General features: G+C 29.4%; 20 protein-coding genes and 1 tRNA gene. 12 read left to right on the top strand and 9 right to left on the bottom strand.

Features of this window, described 5'->3' with window-relative positions; genetic code table 11:
* Nucleotides 1-16 precede the first annotated feature (16 nt).
* Nucleotides 17-1,063 (bottom strand): helix-turn-helix domain-containing protein, encoded by a 1,047-nt coding sequence (locus PG912_RS12830; RefSeq protein WP_275687847.1) that lies wholly within the window; start codon nt 1,061-1,063, stop codon nt 17-19.
* A gap of 45 nt (nt 1,064-1,108) precedes the next feature.
* The gene (locus tag PG912_RS12825; RefSeq protein ID WP_275687846.1) at nt 1,109-2,266 is read right to left on the bottom strand and encodes a DNA alkylation repair protein; all 1,158 of its coding nucleotides are present in this window, start codon (nt 2,264-2,266) and stop codon (nt 1,109-1,111) included.
* Nucleotides 2,267-2,274: 8 nt separating this feature from the next.
* On the opposite strand from PG912_RS12825, the gene PG912_RS12820 reads away from it, so the two are divergent.
* From PG912_RS12820 to PG912_RS12790, 7 genes are all read left to right on the top strand, one after another.
* Nucleotides 2,275-2,910 carry a TetR/AcrR family transcriptional regulator gene (locus PG912_RS12820; RefSeq protein WP_275687845.1) on the top strand — a complete coding sequence of 212 codons (636 nt, stop codon included), beginning with the start codon at nt 2,275-2,277 and terminating at the stop codon, nt 2,908-2,910.
* 388 nt (nt 2,911-3,298) lie between these two features.
* Nucleotides 3,299-5,146: a helix-turn-helix domain-containing protein gene (locus tag PG912_RS12815; protein ID WP_275687844.1), complete on the top strand. Its 1,848-nt coding sequence runs from the start codon at nt 3,299-3,301 to the stop codon at nt 5,144-5,146.
* 461 nt (nt 5,147-5,607) lie between these two features.
* Nucleotides 5,608-6,180, top strand: a complete 573-nt coding sequence (locus tag PG912_RS12810) for a hypothetical protein (protein ID WP_275687843.1) — start codon at nt 5,608-5,610, stop codon at nt 6,178-6,180.
* 291 nt (nt 6,181-6,471) lie between these two features.
* Complete coding sequence (locus tag PG912_RS12805; protein WP_275687842.1) at nt 6,472-7,326, top strand: CPBP family intramembrane glutamic endopeptidase; 855 nt, start codon at nt 6,472-6,474, stop codon at nt 7,324-7,326.
* Nucleotides 7,327-7,331: 5 nt separating this feature from the next.
* On the top strand, nt 7,332-7,721 hold the full coding sequence (locus tag PG912_RS12800) for a tautomerase family protein (RefSeq protein ID WP_275687841.1): 390 nt from the start codon (nt 7,332-7,334) through the stop codon (nt 7,719-7,721).
* Nucleotides 7,722-7,744: 23 nt separating this feature from the next.
* On the top strand, nt 7,745-8,245 hold the full coding sequence (locus PG912_RS12795) for a GNAT family N-acetyltransferase (protein WP_275687840.1): 501 nt from the start codon (nt 7,745-7,747) through the stop codon (nt 8,243-8,245).
* Nucleotides 8,246-8,359: 114 nt separating this feature from the next.
* On the top strand, nt 8,360-9,109 hold the full coding sequence (locus PG912_RS12790) for a nuclear transport factor 2 family protein (RefSeq protein WP_275687839.1): 750 nt from the start codon (nt 8,360-8,362) through the stop codon (nt 9,107-9,109).
* Nucleotides 9,110-9,682: 573 nt separating this feature from the next.
* Here PG912_RS12790 and PG912_RS12785 read toward each other — a convergent pair.
* From PG912_RS12785 to PG912_RS12770, 4 genes are all read right to left on the bottom strand, one after another.
* Nucleotides 9,683-9,808: a hypothetical protein gene (locus tag PG912_RS12785; RefSeq protein ID WP_275687838.1), complete on the bottom strand. Its 126-nt coding sequence runs from the start codon at nt 9,806-9,808 to the stop codon at nt 9,683-9,685.
* 149 nt (nt 9,809-9,957) lie between these two features.
* A tRNA-Cys gene (locus PG912_RS12780) sits at nt 9,958-10,028 on the bottom strand.
* Between the two features lie 56 nt (nt 10,029-10,084).
* Entirely contained in the window at nt 10,085-10,447 is a 363-nt protein-coding gene (folB, locus tag PG912_RS12775) for a dihydroneopterin aldolase (protein ID WP_260587191.1), read from the bottom strand.
* Between the two features lie 95 nt (nt 10,448-10,542).
* Nucleotides 10,543-13,338, bottom strand: a complete 2,796-nt coding sequence (locus PG912_RS12770) for a VPS10 domain-containing protein (RefSeq protein WP_408648399.1) — start codon at nt 13,336-13,338, stop codon at nt 10,543-10,545.
* A 166-nt stretch (nt 13,339-13,504) separates the two neighbouring features.
* Between PG912_RS12770 and PG912_RS12765 the strand changes: the two genes are divergently transcribed.
* From PG912_RS12765 to PG912_RS12745, 5 genes are all read left to right on the top strand, one after another.
* Complete coding sequence (locus PG912_RS12765; protein WP_275687837.1) at nt 13,505-14,395, top strand: RimK family alpha-L-glutamate ligase; 891 nt, start codon at nt 13,505-13,507, stop codon at nt 14,393-14,395.
* A 172-nt stretch (nt 14,396-14,567) separates the two neighbouring features.
* Nucleotides 14,568-14,819: a hypothetical protein gene (locus tag PG912_RS12760; RefSeq protein ID WP_275687836.1), complete on the top strand. Its 252-nt coding sequence runs from the start codon at nt 14,568-14,570 to the stop codon at nt 14,817-14,819.
* 130 nt (nt 14,820-14,949) lie between these two features.
* Nucleotides 14,950-16,260 (top strand): DEAD/DEAH box helicase, encoded by a 1,311-nt coding sequence (locus PG912_RS12755; RefSeq protein ID WP_275687835.1) that lies wholly within the window; start codon nt 14,950-14,952, stop codon nt 16,258-16,260.
* Nucleotides 16,261-16,267: 7 nt separating this feature from the next.
* The gene (locus PG912_RS12750; protein WP_275687834.1) at nt 16,268-16,837 is read left to right on the top strand and encodes a Crp/Fnr family transcriptional regulator; all 570 of its coding nucleotides are present in this window, start codon (nt 16,268-16,270) and stop codon (nt 16,835-16,837) included.
* Nucleotides 16,838-16,911: 74 nt separating this feature from the next.
* Nucleotides 16,912-18,204, top strand: a complete 1,293-nt coding sequence (locus PG912_RS12745; RefSeq protein ID WP_275687833.1) for an aminopeptidase P family protein — start codon at nt 16,912-16,914, stop codon at nt 18,202-18,204.
* Nucleotides 18,205-18,933: 729 nt separating this feature from the next.
* Here PG912_RS12745 and PG912_RS12740 read toward each other — a convergent pair.
* From PG912_RS12740 to PG912_RS12730, 3 genes are all read right to left on the bottom strand, one after another.
* Nucleotides 18,934-19,296: a cupredoxin domain-containing protein gene (locus PG912_RS12740; protein WP_275687832.1), complete on the bottom strand. Its 363-nt coding sequence runs from the start codon at nt 19,294-19,296 to the stop codon at nt 18,934-18,936.
* Nucleotides 19,297-19,382: 86 nt separating this feature from the next.
* Nucleotides 19,383-19,940: a carboxymuconolactone decarboxylase family protein gene (locus PG912_RS12735; RefSeq protein WP_275687831.1), complete on the bottom strand. Its 558-nt coding sequence runs from the start codon at nt 19,938-19,940 to the stop codon at nt 19,383-19,385.
* A gap of 476 nt (nt 19,941-20,416) precedes the next feature.
* A complete protein-coding gene (locus PG912_RS12730; protein ID WP_275687830.1) occupies nt 20,417-21,262 on the bottom strand; it encodes a helix-turn-helix domain-containing protein in 846 nt (281 codons plus the stop codon).
* Nucleotides 21,263-21,652 lie beyond the last annotated feature (390 nt).

The raw sequence follows: 21,652 nt of genomic DNA, 5'->3' as shown, positions 1-21,652 counted from the left end.
TATAAATCAGGAAAATTTAAGAATTTACATTTTTAGCGTATTTTGCAGGAGTTGTGCCAGTTACATTCTTAAAAGCTGAATAAAATGTACTGGTAGAGTTAAAACCACATGCTTCTGCAATAATTTCCATTTTTAAGTGCTGTTGGGTTTTTAACAGCTTTTTAGCTTCTAAAATACGATACTCATTAATAAAATTCGGAAAATTTTTATTTAAATTATCATTCAACAATTGTGAAACAATATCTGATCTTACGCCTATTTTTTTTGATAATTCTGACACTGTTAAATTCGCGTTTTTATATAACAGTTCAGACTCCATCAGCTTTTCTATTTTCTTTAACAGTAAACCTGCTTCTTGTTCATTAATTTTTTTACTAGCGTACTTTTCTTTTTTAACCGCAACATTAAATGTTTTTTTTTGCTTATAATAAATAAGTAATAATGACAAATACAAGGCAAAAGAAAACGATAATGCACCTAATATATAAGAAGTATATGATGCTGTAAAATATGCCAACCAAATTATGCTAACTCCAAAGAAGATGCTTAAAACCCAAATGTCATCATAGGTTAATTTTTCCTTTTTCTGAATTAATTTTCTAAACAAATATTTGCATAAAATCCCCGTTAAAACAACAAAAAAGAACCAACTATAATTAATTATTGGGTAAAAATAATCGCCCCATAAATTTGGGAAATCTTTATAAGGAAATAATAAACCTATGACAATAAGTAACAATACTAAAGGAATTAATACAACTTGCGATTGTATTGCTACTGTTTTAGAATATTTAAGTTTTGATTTTACATAAAAATATAATAATGGATCAATAAGAAAACAAGCCATTAAACCAATTTGCAAGTAGGTTTTTGATAATTCTGGATTGAAATAAAAAAAGATAGATTTCCAAATTCTAATACTAAGCACTAGTAAAAGTGTTCCTAAAAAATAATTTGAAACATGTTTTTGTTTTGCAAAAAACAAATAATACAAACTTAATAGAGAACTATTAAAAGCACCTAAAGCACTAAAAAAAAACAATAACTGATTGTCCATATTCATAGGTTCAAATGTAATATTTTAATTTATTTTATAAACCTAGTGTTTTTATGTTACCAAATTAAAACTCAATTTTTCAAATTCAATTCCATTTACAATAATGGATACTTGATGCTCACCAATATGAAATTTACGCGTAGTAATTATTTTAAAAGACTGTTTTCTGATTATTGATGTAGCCGAGTTTTCGGCATATACTTTTTCACTAATTTTAAATACTTTTTTAGCTAAGGTTCCGTTTGCTTTTTGATAATACAAACCATATTCTAAACGAATTTTAGCAGCAATAATATCAGTATTTAAAAGATCAAATGAAAACGCTAAAGCTTCTCCAATTTTTACATCTGGAGTTTGAATTTGAAAATTGTTAATCTTTATTTTATCAATAGCTCCGAAACCAAATAAGGTCATTATTTCTTGATTTCCTTGTTTTAACAAAGTTCTACTTGCATGTTTTAAAAGTTTGTCAACCTCAACCGTTTTTCCCTGCCAGTTTTTAACAATATCAATTACAATTGCTGGATTATCTTTTGATATATCGTTTAAATTATTCGCCACACTTCTGCGTACAGATTCTGAAACATCGTTTTTTAAGTTTTCAAGAATTGGAAGAGTTTCTGATGGATTTTCTTTTAAAACAGGAATCGCCATTGCCCAAGGAAGCCTTGGTCTACAACCTTCAGTAGCAAGCCTTCTGACCATTGCATGCTTATGGTTAGACCATTCAAATAACTGTGGAATCATAGTAGATGAATAATTAATTATGAAAGGTCTAACAGCAAACTCACAACTTGTAAATTGCGTTATTCTCTCAAAAGCTTTTACTGAAATGGTATAATTATCCAATCCGTAAACTTCAATAAAATCAGGAAAAAACATATACTCAATACTTTTTTCGCTGATATTATTTTTTTCTAATTGATCAATTATTTTTAAAATTAAGCTAACATTTTTCTCATAATCTTCGAATAAATGATTTTTTAAAACAACAGAAATATGTCGCATTCGTTGTTTTAATTCTTTGTTATCCCAATCAATATCAAAAATATGTTGAAGAAATGATTGCGTATCAAAATCAGGAATTACTTGTTCAATAACCTTAGTAAATTGATTAAAAAAATCTTGATTATAAATGTTCTTAAATAATTCCGCCATTAATTTTTGTAATTTTGAAGCAAAACTACCAAATACATTGATGTATACCACACTTTAAAATGAGTAAAACCAAAGAAAAAATATTAAACACCTCTAGAATTTTATTTAATGAATTAGGATATAGCAATGTTACTATTAGAATGATTGCTTTAAAACTAAATATGAGTTCAGGTAATTTAAATTATCATTTTAAAAAACGTGAAGACATTTTAGAAGCGCTTTATTTTGAAATGGTTGTCACTTTTGATGAACGTATTGCCAATTTAGAGCAACAAATACCCACTTTAAATAAAATGCAAATTGATATTAAGTTGAGTATGGAAAGAATGGTTGATTATACTTTTTTTTGGAGCGATTTGTATAATTTACTTTCATTAAATGAAAAGATAAAAATACATTTCAATACCGTTTACATCCAAAGAAAAAACGGACTTGATTTTGTATTTAATCATTTTATTGATATACAAATTTTAAAACCTTTTGAGTTTAAAAAAGAACGTGAATTTTTAGTTGAAAGAATGATTAATTTCGGAAATACTTGGTTATATGCTTCATCTATATATAAAAAAGAAGCATTTACAAACAAGTATATTAATAAACAAACAAATAGTTTAATGGCTTTATTATATCCGTACTTAACCAATAAAGGTAAAAAAGAGTTTCAATTACTTGTACCAACTTTTTTGGATAAATGAATTTTTACCAACTCTTTTTTTGAGGTGTCTAGCGGATATGTATTTATCTACTTGTTTGAATCTGCAAAAACAACATTCCTTTAACAGAAGAAAGAGCTTATGCGTTTTTAATATTTAACAAAATAGCATAATATCGCATAGAAGTGAGAAATTTGAATATCTTAGATATGTTCAATTCTAATTATTTATGGTAACGATTAATTACCAATTAAAAGCAACTCGTACTTTAACACAGTTACACAAAACTATACTATAAGGACAGTACAAATGATGATTGGAAAAAAGTAACAACTAAAAAAAGAAGTTTTCTCTATCTATAGAAAATAATTACTTTAGAAAACTTAGAGCAAGAAATACTAAATAATTTAACCATTGATTTGTCTAAAATGTGATAAGAATTGGTTACAATTTCAAATTGACTTATTTTTTAAAAGAATTACCAAAGAAAAAAGAATTAGTTATGATACAGCCAAAATCTATAGCGGTGTTACCTTTTGTTAATATGAGTAACGATATTGATAACGAATATTTTAGTGATGGTGTAACTGAAGAAATCATAAATGCACTTACAAAAATTGAAGGATTAAAAGTAATTGCAAGAACTTCTTCATTTTCATTTAAAGGTAAAAATATAGATGTTAGAAAAGTAGGAAAGCAACTAAATGTAGCAACTTTACTTGAAGGAAGTATTAGAAAATCAAATAATAAAGTTAGAATTACAGCTCAATTAATTGATGCAAAAGTAGGAACGCATTATTGGTCTAAAAATTTTGATAGAGAGCTATTAGACATTTTTCAATTACAAGATGAAATAAGTCTGTTAATAGCTAATGAGGTAAGAAATAATTTTGGCCATTTTGAGATTCAAGATCATTTAGTTACTAAGACTACGAATAGTATAAAAGCTTATGAATTTTATTTAAAAGGTCGTTTTCATCAACTACAATGGACTCCAAACTCCTTACTTATAGCAATAGAAAATTATAATAAAGCTATTGCTACAGATGCAAACTATGCCAAAGCCTATTATGCAAATTTACAATGTTATGGCTTATTAGCTATGTGGGGTTATATGCCACAAAACGAAGCGATGGAATTTGCAATTTCTAATTTTTTAAAAGCAAAAGAATTAGACACTCAATTACCTGAATATCCTTTATCTTTCGTGGGACGTGCTTTTTGGGGGGAATGGGATTTTAAAATAGCATACGAATATATCCATAAAGTGTTGGCAATAAATCCAAATCATATAGATGGTTTAGAAGCAATGGTTGAATTGTTTATTGCTAATGGTTTCTTTGATGAAGCCCTTATTTATGCAAAAAAATTATTAGAAGTTGATCCATTATCTGCAAATAACCTTTATACTTTAGCTCATATATATTATTATAAAAAACAATATAAAAAAGCTTTAGAAATTATTAAACAAGCCATTCAGATAAAATCAAATTTAGAATTGGCAAATCATCTATACATATTCTGTTTAATTTGGTTAAATAGAAAACAAGAGTTTAATGAAGCTGTTAATAATCAAGAACTTTCTGAATTACTAAAAATTCTTTATGGGGTAATAAATGAAGTAAATTTTGCAATTCCTGATCATTTAATAAATGATTTGATAAATCCAAAAGACGATCATAAATTATTATCACCTTTAGAATTATTTATTCTGGCAAATTCAAAAAATTATCAGGAAAAAGCATTTGCTCTTTTAGAAAAGTACATCAACCAGAAACGTGGTCAGTTAATAAATTACAGACAAGAGCCATTATTAGAAACTTTACAAGAATTTCCTGATTTTAAAAACCTACACCAATCAAATCTCTTTTATTCCGATATAAAATTAACAACTAAAGAAAAAATAAAAGATAAAAGTATTATTGCTAAAGGTGAACAAGAGAATTTTAAGGTAAAATTAAAAAACTATTTTAGTAAAGATAAACCCTACTTAAACCCACAATTAACTTTACATCTTTTAGCAGAAGAAATAGAAATACATCCAAATAAATTGTCTTTTTTAATAAATGAAATTATGGGGATTAACTTTAATGAATTTACGAATCATTATCGTTTAAACTATTTTAAAACTCTTGCATTAAACCCGAAAATGAAGCACATAACTATTTTAGGGTTAGCTTATGATAGTGGTTTTAATTCTAAAAGTGTTTTTAATACTTACTTCAAAAAAACAGAAGGGCTTACACCTAGCCAATGGGTAAAATCCAACACTAACTAATTTTTAATTAACCTTTCAAAAAAAACCTATTACTTACCAGTTTGTGGAATAATAAATACAATAAGAAAGCATAATACTCCAAACAGGTTTCATTTTTATCTTGAAGATTTTTATTTCACATAGAATCAGGTTTTTATGTAGGTGAAATGTATATCGGTTATGCTCTAACAATAGCTGAAAGCAATTTAATATCTACAATAGCACAATTCTTTTTTGACAACAGGTTAGTTTTAAAGTATTTGTAATTATTCTATTATTTCTAATCATATTGATCCAATTTAATTGCAAATCATATAGAATGATTTGACTCTATTTATTCAAGGAGTATCAAAAAAATATCAAACCTATAAAGAAGTACTAAAATATAAATTAGGACGACACACTTTTAATTCTATTTCATCTTTGCAATAAAATAAATTTTTAATTAATTCTACGATAAACAATCGTACTAAAAAAAACAAATGAAAAGTAAATTAAGTTTAATGGCATTTATTTTATTCTCTCTTATGTCAACAAAACAACAAGCACAAGAAACACCAAATAGAGAAAAATTCATTTTCGAGTTTGGTATTGGAGGTAAAGTAATTAGTTTAGAAAATAGTAATGGTACACAAACTTTCGATAAATCTCAAGGAGCTATGATTTTTCCTGACTTAAAAGTTGGATATATGGTAAAAGAAAATTTGGCAATAACAGCATCTTTACCTGGTACAATTTATAGTTTTGAAGGAAATGACAGGCATTTTGGAGGTATTCTACCAGGAGTTCAGTACTGGTTTTCTAGTAGATGGTGGGTAAATGGAGGAGTTGGATTAGCTATAGATTCACCTGCATTATATGATATTGATGATGGGAATGACGATTGGAATTATGGAAAATTAGTGTCAGCAGGAATTGGATATGAATTTTATCAAAAAGAAAATTTTGCAATGAATATTCAAAGTAAATTACTAATGGGGCGTGTTAATATTACAAATAGACAGCATAGAGATGCAGTTTCTTTTGGATTAAGTGTAGGTTTTAACTGGTTTTAATATCATATAAAACCTTAGAATTGTAGAAAACAAATGTTAAATCTGTACTTTCAAAAGTTAAAACATTTGACTTTAGAATAAGAATTAAATACTATTGAAACAAGTTTTTGGTGATACTACTGTTATTACTATTGGAAATAATAATTATCCCCCTTAGTTTTGGTGCATGGCTTTTGTTACCGTGCACCATTCTGGATTTAGAAAAGTTTTTTTAAATAAATCTCACACGTTAAGCATAATGTTACAAAACTAACTCGTAGTCGTCTTTAAATAAATCAATAAAAAAAGTAAATGTTAAAAAATATATCTGAACAAAAAGAAGCTTGGAAAACAATCTTTCTATTTCTTATACTTGTTGTTGCTCTTACTTCTCCTTTCCATTATGCCATCGTAAATTTGTATCCATCTAGGATATATGTTGGAGCAATAATGTGGTGTCCTGCAATAGCTACAATAATAACACTTAAATTAAGAGGACGTTCTATTTCTTCATTAAATTGGAATTGGGGAAACTGGAAATACATTCGGTTATCTTATTTTATTCCAGCTTTATCTGGTACAATCGCCTATATATTCATTTGGATTTTTGGATTTGGAAATTTAGCAAATGTAGAAGTAATTACGGAATGGGCTAATGAACTTAAATTAATGGGAATAGGTACTTTAAATACCATATCTATTGTAATAATAGCTATTGTATTACTAGGAACTGTTGGAGTTATTAGAGCCGCCGCAACAACTTTAGGGGAAGAAATTGGATGGAGAGGTTTTTTTATTTATGAATTAAGAAAGGTGCTTTCTTTTACTGGTGTTTCAATTTTTAGTGGAATCACTTGGGCAGCTTGGCATTGGCCTTTACTTGTTTATTATAGTAATAATATTCTGTTGGAATTTACAACTTTTTTTATTACTTGTACTTTTATGTCTTTCACTATGACATACTACACTTTTAAATCTAAAAGTCTATGGCCAGCAGTAATATTTCACGCAGTAAGCAATGTGTATATTCAAAAAATAATGCCTGAATTAACAATTAAAAATGAAGGAGCAGAACTTTGGCTTGGAGAAAATGGAGTTATGTTTACGATTGTGACTTGTGTTTTTGGAATTTATTTTTGGAGAAAAGCAATTAAAGAACAATTATAAATAAAATGTCACAAATAAAAATTTACGGATTACGAATAAATTTAAAAGATATAAAATCTAAATTATCTGATATTATTCATAACTGTGTAGTTGAATCATTAAGTTTCCCTGTAAAAAAACGAGCGCATAGGTTTATTAATCTTGAAAAAGAAGATTTTTATTATCCCGAAGGGAGAACAGATGCATACATTATAATTGAGATAATGATGATTTCGGGGAGAACAGTTAAAACTAAGAAAAAATTAATTAAAATGTTATTTAAAGAAATCCATGAACAATTAAATATTTCAACAACTGATATAGAAATTTCAATAATTGAAAGCCCTGCATCAAATTGGGGTTTTAGAGGAATGACAGGCGATGAAGTTTCGTTAAATTATAAAATTGAAATCTAAATTAAATAGAATTAAGAAATAGTATGATTATTAAAAGTGACCTAAAAAAAGATTTTGAAACAATCTATGAAATCATTAATGATGCTTCAATAGCCTACAAAGGCATAATTCCTTCTGATAGATGGCAAGAACCATATATGTCTAAAGAAGAATTGAAAAAACAAATAATTGAAGGTGTAGAGTTTTGGAATTTCGTAGAAGATAATAGAGTATTAGGAGTAATGGGGATTCAGTTTAAAAAAGATGTTACTTTAATTCGTCATGCTTATGTCCGAACCTTAGCAAGGCAAAAAGGAATAGGAGGAAAACTACTTAATCAACTCATCAATATGTCTGATGCACCAATTCTTATAGGCACATGGGCTGATGCTTCTTGGGCTATTAATTTTTATGAAAAAAATGGATTCAAAGTATTGCCAGAAACTGAAAAAAATAAACTTTTGAAAATTTATTGGAATATTCCTGAACGACAAGTAGAAACTTCTATAGTTTTAGCAAGTAATGATTGGAAAAATTATAATTAAAAACTACTTACAACAACAGTATAAAGTTAGTTAATCCACGTAAACAAATCATACACTATACCATCAGTAAACGGTAAAAAAAATAATCACATCTATTTGATAATAATGAGGTATATGAAAAAAAAAACATTATTTATTGCTTTAGTTCTATTAGTTTTAACTAGCAATGCTCAAGAATACAAAGAGTACTACGATAACGGGAAATTAAAAACATTTGGAACAAAAAAAAATGATAAGAAGACGGGAGAATGGAAATATTATTACAATAGTGGAGCTTTAAGAATTGTTGGAAAATATAAGGATGGAAAAGATATTGGGAAAAGGAAGTATTATCACCAAAATGGTACATTAAGAGCAATTGGGAATTATGAAAATGGTAAAATGACAGGTCTTTGGAAATACTATCACAATAATGGGGAACTAAATAAAATCGGAGAAAAAGAAAATGGCGAAAATATTGGTGAGTGGAAGCACTATAATGAGAATGGCAAGCTAAGCAGCTTAAAAAAAGAAAACGACAAAGAGGCAATAGCCCGTATAATTAATTACTATTTAGATGGAACACGAAGCGACAACCCAAATCTGTTAAGAAAAGCATTTCACCCAGATGCAACTTTGAAGTTTATAGATAAAGAAGGTTCATATAAAATGAGAACAATACAAAAATTTTTCTCTTATTTTACAAACACTAAAACTAGGTCATTTGTAAGCAAAATATATTATATAGATATTTCAGGGTCAGCGGCAAATGTAAAGCTTACTACAAAATATGAGACATATAGGTATGTTGATTATATGAATATACTTAAAACTAAAAAGGGATGGAAAATTGTAAGCAAAATTTCGCATCAAGATTTTTTTTGATTACAATAACATTTGCCAACAAAGAACTGAGTTAAAAAACTACTAATTTAAGATTTGTGCAATTAATTGCTAGCTGTATTTCTGTACAAAATCTGTACAAAAATGATTCATTATCACTTCCCAAAATATACTTTTCAGTATTATTCTCGGTTTGAATTCTGACTTTAGACCCGTGAAGTTTTAAGAGGATTTATATATAAAATTATTTGATTTTAACTTGAAGAAATTAAGAAATAAAAACGGGTGTAACAAGAATAACTAGTTATAGATGCTGATATACTATCAATTAAGTAGGAAGTATTTAAAGAGTTCAAGTAAATGCCATATTATCTACTATTAAGGCTATATCAAAAGCTCTTGAGATACATGGCTCGGAGTTGTTTGATTTTGAAGATAAGCACCCAATAGCAATAAAAAAATAGTAGACTAATGCTTTTTACAAGTAGAACTAATCTCTTAACGTAAGGAATTAATGGGTGTAAAAGCTCTTAAATAAAAGATTACTATGTAAAAACACCTAGTATTTGATGTCTTTTTAATTCTTATCTTTTTTATGTAATTATACTCGCTAAACTAGCGAATTTTCTTTGCAATCTTGATAGCAATATTTCCAAGCTCTAAAGTTTGCTCTTTTAATGCTGCTTTAGATTCATTTGTAACAGCAACTTTTTTACAATCTCTATCAATTGAATTGCGCATAAATTTCCATATCAATATTATCTGTTGTTATACTTTCATTTTTTTCTTTTATTCATGAAAATTTTCAAGATTAAAGAAAATACGCCTTTTTAATAACGTGGGTAATAAAATAAAACCTCAATTTCAATAAAGAAGTTGAGGTTTTTTTGAGGTGTCTAGCGGATTCGAACCGCTGTACATGGTTTTGCAAACCATTGCCTAGCCACTCGGCCAAGACACCTTTTTATTAATTAAGACTGCAAATTTACAGTTTTTATTTTTTAACGCAAGCTTTTTTTAACTTTTACGCACATCTTTTAATACAATTACGACTTCGGCAACATTACCACCAATTGGCGGATTGATTTTAGCTACGCTAACTTCCGCTTCTTCAACCAATTGTATCTCGTTAAAAATTCTATCAATAATTCTTTGTGCAACATGCTCTAATAATTTAGATCGAATTGCCATTTCTTCTTTTACAATATGATTTAAGTGCACATAATCAACAGTATCAGTAAGTTCGTCAGTTTTTGCTGATTTTTGTAAATCTGCTTTCACTTCTATATCAACTCTATATTCCGAGCCAATTTTAGCTTCTTCTTCTAAACATCCGTGATTTGTAAATAATCGGATGTTGTTTACGCGTATAATTCCCACTTTAAAATTTATTAATGATTATTTATTCATCAATCTGAAACAAGTTCAGATTGACGAATAAAAACCAAGTATTATCAATAACAAAAATACTCTTTTTACTTTATTTTAAAAGTTTGTTCGCTATTATTAATTACAACTTTATAAGTTCCTTTTGGTAAATAATAAACCTCGTTTTTAGCTTTTTTAATTACTGCGTTTTCATGTTTTTTAGTGTATGATTTTCTTCCTTTTTTAGAAAAAGAAACATCGTACACCACTTCATTAAATCCTTTATCAATAGTTACTTCCATCGAATTTACTAAAATATCTTTCGCATAAATTTTCACCACAGTTTTTCCTGATGAATTACTATAAAACGGAATCGTTACTTCTGGAGTGTTTGGTTGTAACCACTTGCTCCAAGAGCTTCCCCAAGAACCTCTTTTTCTGATGCTTTTAATAGCAAATATCGCTTCTTTACTCTCAAAATCTTGTAAAGAAGTTACATCAGCTTTGTACAAACTACGCCCGTGTGTTCCTACAATTAAATGTTTTGCTGTTGGTTGTATTACTAAATCATGCACCGCAACATTTGGTAATCCGTTGTTAAAAGGATGCCATTTTGTTCCGTTATTAAACGACACATATAATCCGTTATCAGTACCTAAATACAAAATGTTTTCTTTCTTCGGATCTTCTTTTACCACGTTTACTGGTGATGTTGGAATGTTTTTTCCAATGTTTTTCCATGTTTTTCCAAAATCATCAGACATATATACATAGCTTGTAAAATCATCAAATCGATATCCATTTAACGTTACATACACACGTTCTTTTTTATGCTTTGATGCAATTACACGACTTACCCATAAATTTTGTGGCAATGTGTTTGATATTTTTTCCCAACTTCCGCCAGCGTTTTTACTAACATGCACAAATCCGTCATCAGAACCCACATATAACAATCCGAATTGAAACGGACTTTCAGAAATTGATGTTAATGTTCCGTAAGCAACATTTCCTTTTTTTCCGCCTTGCGTTAAATCACCTGAAATTGTTTCCCAAGTATCACCTTTATCTAATGATCGATGTAATTTATTTCCTCCTAAATATAAAATATCTTGATTGTGTTTTGATAACTGAATTGGAGTTTGCCAGTTAAATCGATAAGGTGCCTCGCCCAACGTATGTTTTGGCTGAATATATTTCTGACTTCCTGATGCTCTATCAATACGGTAATAATTTCCAAACTGATATCCTGTATATACAATATTCGGATTACGATCATCAACTGCAACTTGCATTCCATCGCCACCCATTAAACTTTCGTACGGATTTTTACCTGTTTGTTTCCAGCGTTTATCCATTTTTGCGTTGTTATTTGCAACCCAAACTCCGTTGTCTTGCAAACCTCCGTAAACTTTATAGTTTTTCTGATTATCAGCATATACGGTATAAAATTGCCCAACAGCAGGTTGATTTGCTTTTATCCAGCTTTCACCATCATCGTATGAAATATTTAATCCACCATCATTTCCTTCTACTAAATGCCCTTGTTTATTAGGGTTTACCCACAATGCTTGATGATCGGCATGTACGTTTTCTTTACTGATAGATGTAAATGTTTTTCCACCATCTTTCGATTTTAAAATTGGCACACCCAATACATAAATTCCGTTTTCATCTTGCGGATCTACACGAACTTCACCAAAATAATATCCGTAAGAATAATATAAATCATCTAAATAACCTTCGTGTGTTTTTTTCCATGATTTTCCGCCGTTAGTTGTTTTAAAAACTTCAGCTCCAATTACTGGCGTGTCAAATAACAAGGTATTCGCATTTTCTAAATATTTTGCTAAATCAATTGGTTTTACTGATCCTGCACGTACCATTTGCTTTACATTTTCGGCACGATATTTTTCTTGAAAACCATTCATTTTCAAATACGAATTCAATTTTTTATCCTTTAAATTCAAAAACGCATCCACTGTCATGGTTTTAAAATCGTCTTTTGTTAAAGCGTTTGATGTTTTCTTTTTCTTGGTATCTTTTTTTCTTCGGAGTTGACTATCGTGAAAAGCATATACGGTATTTTCATTAAAAACCGCTAAACCAATTCTCCCAACGTTGTCTCCTTTCGGAAAACCATTATTATCAGAAATTTTTGTCCAAGAATTACCTGCATCTGTAGATTTATAAATAGCAGAATTTTTTCCGTCGCCATCAAAATTCCAAGCTTTACGTTCGCGTTCCCAAGCAGCGGCATATAAAACATTAAAATTATTCGGTGCCGGTTGCACATCTATAATTCCAGTGTTTTCATTAATAAATAAGGTTTTATTCCATGTTTTTCCACCATCCGTAGTTTTAAAAATTCCACGTTCATTATTTGAAGAATATAAATGACCTATTACACCAATAATAACTTCATCTGAATTATTTGGATTGATTAATATTCTACCTATATGATGCGAGTCTGTTAAGCCAACATTTGTCCAAGTTTTACCTTTATCTGTCGATTTTAAAATTCCGATTCCGGCATAACTAGAGCGAGAAGAATTATTTTCTCCGGTTCCTACCCAAAGTGTTCCGTTTTTCCAATCAACAGCAATATCACCGATATTTTGTGTTGGCGAACTATCTAAAACTGGTGTAAATGTTGTTCCGTTATTGTTCGTGTACCACAATCCGCCAGAGGCGTAACCCACATAAAATTCAGTAGTATTTTTAGGGTTTACATCAATATCAACAACACGACCACTCATAACGGTATAGCCAATATTTTTAAAAGCAATGTTTTTAACAATAGACGCTTCTGTTAAAGCTTCTTTTTGGATTAATGCTTGCTGTGTTTGTTGAGCCTTGGTAGGCTCTTGTGCTACTGTAACCAATGTAAAAAGTAGCCACAAAAACGGTAAGTATAGTTTTCATTATTGTTTGTTTAGAAGTGATGAAATTACTGCAAGTAAATTCGAAATCAAAAAAATTAACAAAATATTGGTTTTTAGCTTTTTAAAACCCTCTTTTTTCATTCAAAAAAAAGGTTAGATTTGTAATGTTAAGAACACCAATGCTATGACTATTTTTATTCTTTCTGTTAGTGATCAAATATATTCAACCCAAAGAATATTTAAAGAAGCTAATCGCCGTGGACATACCGTTAAAATTATAAATCACTTAAAATGTTCTATTAAATTATCTGATGGAAAGCCCGAAATAATTTACGAAGGTGAAAATATTATTGATATTCCTGATGTAATAATTCCTAGAATAGGTGCTTCTTCTACACGTCATGGGGCAGCAGTTGTTAAGGAGTTTGAATTAAACGAGGTTTATAGTACAGCTACATCTTTAGGTATTTTACAGTCTCAGAATAAGGTTCGCACATTACAAATTATGAACCGAAAAAATATTCCGATTCCTGATACTTTATTTTCTGTAAATCCAGAAAACATAGGTGAACAAATAGATTTATTAGGTGGAGCACCAATAATTATAAAATTACAAGAAGGTACACATGGCTCAGGCGTTATTTTAGCCGAAAGTAAAAAATCAGCAAAATCGATTATTGACACAATGTATAGTACCAATGCAAACATTTTGCTACAAGAATTTATACAAGAAAGTAATAGCGAGGATATTCGTGCATTTGTGGTTGGCAATAAAGTAGTTTCGTCTATGAAGCGAAAAGGATTAGATGATGATTTTCGATCTAATATTCATCAAGGCGGAAGTGGTTTTAAAGTAACTTTATCTGAAGAAGAAAGATCAATAGCTATAAAAGCTGCAGAATATTTAAGCTTACCGATTGCAGGAGTTGATTTAATACGTTCAAAAAGAGGCTCTTTACTAATTGAAGTTAATTCGACACCCGGTTTGCAAGGAATTGAAGCATATACGAAAGATAATATTGCCAAAGCAATTATTAAATATTTAGAAAATGTTTTTTCATTAAAGAACTCATGAAACTTATTAAGCTAGGTATTATACCTAGCTATTGAATAAATTTAGTGCTGTAAACTGTTATTAATGACTGGGTGTTTATCTCTTAAAGATACTTTAACTTATTGATTATATTTGCTTTATTGATATCTTTTCACTTTCTTTAGTTTCTATTAACTATTAAAAACTAAAAAACATGGGATTAATTATTAGCTTATTAAGTGGTGCTATTGGAGGTAATCTTGCGGGTATTTTATTAAAAAAATTCTCATTAGGTACTTTATGGAATTCTGTTGTAGGAATTTTAGGAGGAGGTCTTGGAGCTCAATTATTAGGCATGTTAGGTATTGATATTTCGGGCATTATTGGAAACATTGCTGCGAGTGGTGTTGGTGGTGTAGTATTGCTAGTTATTGTTGGACTTATTAAAGGTGCAATGAAAAAATAATTTTGAATTATTAAACAAATTAAGACGTCTTAATAGGCGTCTTTTTAATTTAGATACTTCCTAATAAATAGCAGTACCTTTGCATCTTCATAGAAACACTCTTTTTAACAGTGTTTCTAAAATAATATATATGACATTTAAATCTTTAGGATTATCTGATGCGTTATTAAAAGCCATCAAAGAAAAAGGATACGATACTCCATCACCAATACAAGCAAAAGCAATACCACATATTTTAGACGGAAAAGATGTATTGGCTTCAGCACAAACAGGAACTGGAAAAACCGCTGGTTTTACATTACCTGTTTTACAATATTTATCAGAAACAAAACACCCAAAATACAGACCTGTAAGAGCTTTAGTTTTAACACCAACTAGAGAATTAGCAGCTCAGGTTTACGATAATGTAAGAGAATATAGTACATATTTAGATATAAGATCTACCGTAGTTTTTGGAGGTGTAAAAGCGGCAAGTCAAATAAAAACATTGCGTCAAGGCGTTGATATTTTAGTAGCAACACCTGGTAGATTATTAGATTTACACGATCAAAAAGCAGTATCATTTAAAAGAATAGAAGTACTTATTTTAGATGAAGCAGATAGAATGCTAGATATGGGTTTTGTTAGAGATATTAACAAAATCATCAGTTTTATGCCTACAAAGCGTCAAAACTTACTGTTTTCTGCAACTTTTTCTAAAGAAATTAAAAGATTAGCAGAAGGTATTTTAAGAAATCCCGTTTCTGTTGAAGCTGCTCCGCAAAACTCAACTGCCGATAAAGTTTCTCAAAAAGCTTACGCGGTAGATAAAGGTAAAAAGACTGAAGTTGTTATTAATTTAATAAAAGATGGTAATTGGAGTCAGGTTTTAATTTTTACAAGAACCAAACACGGAGCTAATAAATTAACCGAAAAGTTAGTAAAAGCAGGGGTTTCTGCTGCTGCAATTCATGGAAATAAAAGTCAAGGTGCACGTACAAAAGCATTGGCAAACTTTAAAAGTAACTCTATTCGTGTTTTAGTAGCTACTGATATTGCTGCTCGTGGTATTGACATTCCGTTATTACCACACGTTATAAATTTTGAATTGCCAAATGTACCTGAAGATTATGTACATAGAATTGGTAGAACTGGTAGAGCAGGAGCTAAAGGGGAGGCTATTTCTTTAGTTTGTAGTGAAGAAACTGAATATCAAAAAGAAATAGAGAAAATACTAAAGCAAAAATTAAAGACCGAAGTTATTGAAGGTTATGAACCTACCGATACTGCGGGACCTAAAAGAGCTGCTACTCAAAAGAAAAAATCTGGAAACGGAAAGAAAAAAGGGGTAGGCGCTACTCATAGAGGTGCTACTGAAGGAGCTAGGAAGCCTAAAAGAATTCGTCCTAGCGATCCTTCAAGAAGAAGTGACGGAGCTCCAAAGAAAAATAGAAGAAGATAAAATTTAAATGAATTTTTCTTCTTACATAGAAAGTATATTAAAATCTCAGAAGCTTGAAAGTCAAGTTTCTGAGATTTTGAGTTTTTTTAAACCACTAACATTAACTAAAAATAGTTTTTTAGTTAAAAAAGGGAATGTTTGCAAATACTTTTGTTTCATAGAAAGTGGAATTTTACAACACGCTATCGAAATATCCGAAGAAGAAAAAACCACCTATTTAGCTTTAAAAAACTCGTGTACTTCTGCCTTAAAAAGTTACTTGCAAAAAACACCATCACGCAAAAATATTAAAGCTTTAAGCGATTGTAATTTGCAAATACTTTTGGTAGATGATTTTAAATATTTGTTAGAGAATAACACTGCTTTTCATCAATTCTATTATAATTTAATTGAAAATCAGATTTTTTTAATTGATGATTATCGCATCGATTTACTTACACTTAGTCCAGAAGAACGCTACAATAAACTATTAACAAACGAACCTAAGCTATTACAAGAAGTTCCGCTACATTACTTAGCTTCTTTTTTAGGAATTTCTACCAGGCACATGAGTAGAATTCGAAAGAATATAAAATAGCGCCAAATGGCTAATATTTGCATAGTATCTTTTCTTATTTTTGAAGCACGTTTATCACTTTAATTAAACTTATTATGAAATACAATACAATAAATCGTGACTTATTTATAAAAAACCGTAAAAACTTTATGGCGCAAATGAAGCCAAATAGTTTAGCTGTTTTTAATTCTAATGATGTATATCCGGTAAGTGCTGATAGTATGCTTCCGTTTGAACAACATCGCGATATCTTTTTTTTAAGTGGTGTAGATCAGGAAGAAAGTATCTTAATACTGTTTCCTAATTGTCCGAAAGAAAACTTACGCGAAGTGTTATTTTTACGCGAAACAAATGAGCATATTGCAGTTTGGGAAGGTGAAAAATTAACGAAAGAAAAAGCATTAGCAACAACAGGTATTAAAACTGTTTTTTGGTTGCAAGATTTAGAAAAAGTAGTCGCAGAAATGATGGCACTTGCTGAAACTGTTTATATAAATACGAATGAACATTATCGTGCTACTGTAGAAACAGAAACAAGAGAAGCTCGTTTTACAAAATGGTTACTAACAAAATATCCAGCACATTCGGTAGCTAAAAGTAATCCTATTTTACAACGTTTACGCTCATTAAAAGACCCAATAGAACTAGACTTGCTACAAAAAGCCTGTGATATTACCGAAAAAGGTTTTAGACGCGTGTTAGATTTTGTAAAGCCAGGTGTTTGGGAATATGAAATTGAAGCTGAGTTTATTCATGAGTTTATTAGAAATCGCTCTAAAAAATTCGCGTACACACCAATTATTGCTTCTGGTAACAATGCCAATGTATTGCATTATATCGAAAACAATCAACAGTGTAAAGCAGGTGATTTAATTTTGATGGATGTTGGTGCAGAATATGCAAATTATTCTTCTGATATGTCAAGAACTATTCCTGTTTCTGGTCGTTTTTCTGACAGACAAAAAGCAGTATATAACGCTGTAAATCGTGTAAAGAACGATGCAACAAAATTATTAGTTCCAGGAACTATTTGGGCTGATTATCATGTTGAAGTGGGTAAATTAATGACTTCAGAATTGTTAGGTTTAGGCTTATTAGATAAAGCTGATGTACAAAATGAAGATAAAAATTGGCCAGCGTATAAAAAATACTTTATGCACGGTACTTCGCACCATATGGGCTTAGATACGCATGATTACGGATTATTACACCAACCTATGGAAGCAAATATGGTTTTTACTGTTGAACCTGGTATTTACATACCTAACGAAGGTTTTGGTATTCGTTTAGAAGATGATATAGTTATTCAAGAAAAAGGAGATCCTTTTAACTTAATGCGTAATATACCTATTGATGCAGATGAAATTGAAGATATAATGAATAAGTAATAGTTTAAAATCCTTTAGTGAATTACTAAGGGATTTTTCTTTATTAAAAAACGATTTATTAACCTATGTAAACGTTTTAGTTGTAATATCGCACTATATTTGTAGTGTTGTTATGTATAACATACCCCTATATGTTATAACCCCCTAAAATAATAACATCCCCTTAAAAAACAACCCTTAACTTGTGTGTTACGGGTTTTTTTTATGCCTGTTTTTTAAATAATAATTCTTTGATCTTAGTTTTAACCAAATACAAGAATATTTTTGACTTAAAATTAAATCAGTTTTGCGTAGCAGTTATTTATGTATTTTTTTAGTGCTATTACAGTCTCACAATCTAATTAGAAATAATTTAAAAAACTTTCGTATCAAAAAACGGGTTTTATTCCACCCTTTTAAACTAATGATTTCTAAAGAAGTCTATAGAGTAGCCGATTCAATTAAAATAACCTTTATTAAATAGCGACGATTTTAGTGGACAAATAGCTGTCTTTCGTCATGTTTTTCAAGATGATAGAAGTGTTATCCACGTTAGAAGAACAAGCTGTTTTAACTTTGTCAGGTAAATAATGAAAAAAATAATAGAAAATAAAATTCCTCAACTTAAGTTTCTCCTATCCTAAAGAAAGGCAGTTTTCTCCTCATAAAAACACCCCCAAATAGTGTCTAACTTTTTGGGGGCAGTTTATAATTGTGAGGTTTTTTATGAACTAACAGTTAAATAGAAAATTATTTAACTGTTAAAGTATATTGAGGTGTTGGATTTAAAGGGCAAAAATACACATATTCACCTTTTTTTAAGGTTACTTTTTTTGAAGTAGATTTTGCATTGTTTTTTACCAAAGAAGTAACATAGGCATCTTTAATGTGGTTTTCTGCTTCTACTTTTCCTTTAGGTGCTAACACAAAACCAACATCGTGACCTACATTATTATTAGAGATTTCAAAAATGTAAGTTCCTTCACTTAATGTTAATGATTTTTTAGTGAACTCACCCTTTATTTGTTCTAAAGATATTTTTTTTGCTTCTTGAGCGTTTGCTTGAAAACTAACACTTAATACTAATACTAAAATTGCGATAATACGTTTCATTTGATTGGGTTTTATAATTATATATTTATTTAAGGAATGAGATTTACTATAACTAATTTGTCATAAATAAACTTTTCAAATTTTTATTAAGCTTTTACTGTAAACTTACCAGCTTCTACACTTGGAAAATCAACTTCTGTATTTGCGATATGGTTTACATAGTTTGTTAATGTATTAGAAACTACGTTTAATACGATTTCTAAAATATCACTATCATTATATCCAGCTATTTTTGCTGCTGCTATTTCATCAGAACTTACAACACCTCTATTCTTAGTAATACTTTGTGCAAAATTTAAACCCGCTTGTACTTTTTCATCAGTAGCTAAACCTTGTCTGTTTTGTTCCGTTTCAGCATCGGTTAAACCATTCATTTTACCAATTGCAGTATGTGCAGATAAACAATAGTTACATTCGTTTTCTTCAGCAATTGCTAATGCTAACTGCTCTCTAAATTTATTTGAGAAATTTCCACTTGCAGTTAATTCTCCTAAACTTAAATAGGTTTGTAATGTTGCTGGTGAATTACCAAATACTTTAATTAGGTTAGGAATAAATCCTAATTTGTTTTGAACGGCATCAAATAATTCTTTGGATTTACCTGTTGTTGTTTCTGGATTTAATGTTTTAATTCTCGTATTCATCTTTGTATGTTTTTAAAATTATTATTTTGTTTCTTCACAATTACACATTTCTCTTTCAGGAAATTGCTCATTGTATTCTTGATATCCCCAACAATTTGGGCATTGATTATTTTCTGTTGTTTTCATAATTTTATCTTTTAAATTAACCGTAAAAACCATTGGCTAATAATTATGGTACAAAGATGCGACGAGAAGAAGGTTTTAAAAATGGACAAAGGTTCTTATAACTTGGACATCAAGGAAAACACATGTAAACACTAGGCTAATTGGAACTCAGTTGTGTTGTGAGCTTTTTAATAATTATAAACACATGTTAATGTGGGAATTATAAAATGCCTATATATTTGTAATGTTATTACATGTAATGTACACCCTATATATTGCACCCCCATAAATAATAACATCCCCTTAATGAAAAAATTCTTACTCGTAGCCCTTGTGTGTTACGAGTTTTTTTGTTTTATTTTTAAAGGTGTTTATGTTTTTTGATCTTGCTGAAATTGTTTTGGAGATTGCCCTGTCGCTTTGGTAAAAAAACGTGAAAAATAAGCTGGATCATTAAAACCTAAATCGAAAGCAATATTTTTAATGGCTTTTGTAGAGTAGAGTAATTGACGTTTTGCTTCAATTATAATTCTATTTTTAATAAAGTCACTCGGAGTATCAGTTTTTGTTTTTTGAAAGTGCTTTGTTAATGACTTTGGAGAAATTCCTAAACGATTTGCATAATCAGTTACACTATGTAATTTTTTAAAATTCTGCTCTACTAACAAACTAAAATCTTTAAATAACTTAGTTTCTATATCTTCTTTTACAACATGATATTCTTTTCGTATGCGAACGGAATGTATAATAAACTGCTTTAAATAGGCTTGTAACATATCATATTGGGCAGTTTCTGTATTCTCGAATTCATCTATCAAATTGTCAATTATCAAACTTAATTTTAAAATATCCTTCTCATTTGGTTTTACAAATGGGGTTTCATACACATTATTAAATAATACCCCATTACAGGCAATTTCTGAATCGTGCGTTTGAATACAATAAAAATCTTGAATAAAACTTAATTGATAGGCTTCACTAATCTTTTCAGAATCTACCGAAAAAACTTGCCCTGGTGATAAAAAAAACAAAACTCCACCATCAAAAGAATACGATTCGAAATCAATATTATACGTTCCTGTTCCTTCTTTAATCCAAAAAATTTTATATACACTTATTTGTTGTGGTTTATTTACCACACAAGCTTTTTCAAATGCTACAGTTTGCAATGAAAAAATATCTTGATATTTATAAGTCCTTATATCTTGAATGGCCATTGTTTTACATAGTTTTATTCTTGGTCGAAAAAATACAATTAGCTAACAGAGATCCTTCTAAAAAAGCTTGGTATTATTTTCATCCTTTTAAAGAAAAAAGATACAAATTATTTCTATAGAAGCTAATAGAATTAGTGATTCGAGAATAAAACACCATCATTAGATGGCGATGCTTCAGGCGGACAAGTAGATGCTTTTTGGATAGCTAGTTTACGTCAAAAAATAGATAAAAACGCAGCTCTATTTTCAGGAAGAACAAATTAGAAGACGGTGTTATTCATTATATGGATTTATTCAATAATGAAATAGTACTTTCTTTAACTAGAAAAGGTAGTGAAACTTCTAAAAAGGATTGATTTGTAAAGTTTATCAACTCTATACTAAAAGTGA

Source organism: Tenacibaculum retecalamus (genome assembly GCF_027941755.1).
In the GTDB taxonomy this organism is placed as follows: domain Bacteria; phylum Bacteroidota; class Bacteroidia; order Flavobacteriales; family Flavobacteriaceae; genus Polaribacter; species Polaribacter haliotis_B.
This window is presented reverse-complemented; position numbering and strand designations above follow the sequence as displayed.